The organism is Campylobacter sp. IFREMER_LSEM_CL2194, from assembly GCF_025771685.1.
Taxonomy (GTDB): domain Bacteria; phylum Campylobacterota; class Campylobacteria; order Campylobacterales; family Campylobacteraceae; genus Campylobacter_D.
In genome coordinates this window covers 1-2,160 of record NZ_JAKMQS010000034.1, presented here as the reverse complement: position 1 = coordinate 2,160, position 2,160 = coordinate 1, and the positions used below count along the sequence as shown (strand labels likewise).

Annotated in this window: 1 protein-coding gene; it reads left to right on the top strand. The window is 28.2% G+C overall.

Annotated features, from left to right (window positions below):
- Positions 1–2,160: hypothetical protein (locus L8V79_RS08005; RefSeq protein WP_263703185.1), on the top strand; the 2,160-nt coding region annotated here is incomplete at both ends.

Sequence of the window (2,160 nt, the reverse complement as noted above, 5' to 3'; positions counted from 1 at the left end):
TTACTCCTCCTTTGTGGCTTTATGCAGATGGGATAAAGTTAGGGTATGAGATAGGAGATGGGTGTAATACAGGTGAAAAAATAAAAAAACTCATTTTAAATAAAATACGTAGAATAGGAGATCCTACAGCTTATGCTACCATTATAGAAGCTAGATTTTCTGCTGATCTTGTCTTTAAAAAACCTAGAAAAGACAATGAAGCTTTAGATGAGGATCAAGTTATTGGAAATAAAGCTCAAAGCTTTATTTATAGAAATCAAGAAGACAAAGAAGCAAAAGATCAAAAAAACCTACTGGCTTTAAATTTTGCTAAACACAATAAAGATCCTAGAAAATTCAGACATCATCTTAGCCCACGCACTAAAAACTTTGTATCTCGTTATGAAGTTATAGATCATGTAAAAAATACTAACATCAGTGGTTATTCTCATACTGTTTTTAAAGATACAAGTAAAAATGATAATACTTATATCTTGGCTTTTCGTGGCACTGAAACAGGTGGAACACAGCTATTAAAAGATGCATTTTTTACAGATGGTTTTATTGCTTTGAGGCTTGGAATTCCACAAGTGGTGTCTTTGATGAATTATAGCGATGAAGTTTTAAAAATCATTAGAGAAAAGCATGGGAGTGATAATTTTAAAATAGATGTTGTGGGGCATTCTTTAGGAGGACATTTGGCTCAATGTTTTTGTATCTTTGGGCAAAAAAAATATATTCAAAAACTTTATACTTATAATGGAGCTGGTATAGAAGGTGTTGTAGTAAGTCTTGTAAATATTTTTATTAGAGTTATTAGAGTTGTTTTTAAATTATTAGTTAAAGGAATTAAAAAACTTTTTGGTTTTGGTATGACTAGAAAAACTTTAGATAATTGCTCTAAAGTTTTAAATGTGGAAAATGGAACCGATGGTTTGATCGAAGAATGTAAAAATTCACAAGGACAAATAGATCAAAAAAGACTTGATGAATGTGCTTTAAATATAAAACAAGCAAGTAAAGGCAAAACAAGTATAGAAATACATCATATAGAAACTATAGCTAAACCTATCCCTGATAAAGAAGATTTTTCACGAGAATATAGACAAGCACTAGAGTCATCAAGATCTGTGATAGCTGATTTGGGTTATAAATATGGCTTAGATATTAAAGATAAGTTTGATTATAAAAATACAGACAAGTTGCATTTAATTCATATAGGAGAGCTTGAAAAAAATTATTTGCTAACTAGCCATTTTATGTATAATATAGTTTGGGCGAGTTATTTTTATGAGCATTTGATAAAAAATAATGAAAATATCAAAGAATTTAAAAAGGATATTGCCTGTGCTATGGATTATCTAAATTCTTATGCACAAAATTTAATCGACTTAAGTGAGAAAAATAAGCTTTTATCAGGAGATCAAATAGATATCCAAGATGAAAATCAAAATTATATTAGCGTAGTATTGGATAAAATTTTTGATAACTTGTGTAAAAATAATGAATATAACAAGAAAGAATTTAATCTTATTTATAAAGATATACAAGAGTTGTTTTATGTAGGTGAATATAAAAATGTAAATAGATTTGTTATTCCTGATTCTTTTTTGGTTTTAGAAGCTATGCAAATTTATATAAAAATACTGGATAAACCTATATTAGAAAAACTATCTAATAATGACTTCGAGCAGGATTTAGATCATGCTGAAGCAGTTTATAAGTGGTTGCCTTTCATTGTTAAAGATAAAAATAATCAAAAAATACTTACAGAAGATAATATAGGGAAAATCTTAAATTATAACTCTGAGTGCTTTAAATGTCTTAGCTTGGAAAATGATTTGGATTTTTTTCAAGCTAGAAAAAAGCAAATGATTAATTTGATTTATGAAAATAATTGCACAAGCTATTATCTTAATAAAAACCAACCCATTAAAACAAAAGTAAAATTTAATTCTTCAAGTTCGACTATATTTGTTAATTTGCCAAAAGAAGAAGTTTTTATTTTTGCTAATTGTAGGGATTTGATTGATTGTGATGAGATTTATAAAAGAGTAGCTACTAAAGTAGGTGTTGCAGTTGAAGAACTCCAAAACTATCAAGCTTATATCTTCCTAAACTCCACCCTCCTTACAGGCTCAAGTGAAATTCCTAACAATCCTTTTTACTTTGGAGAATTAG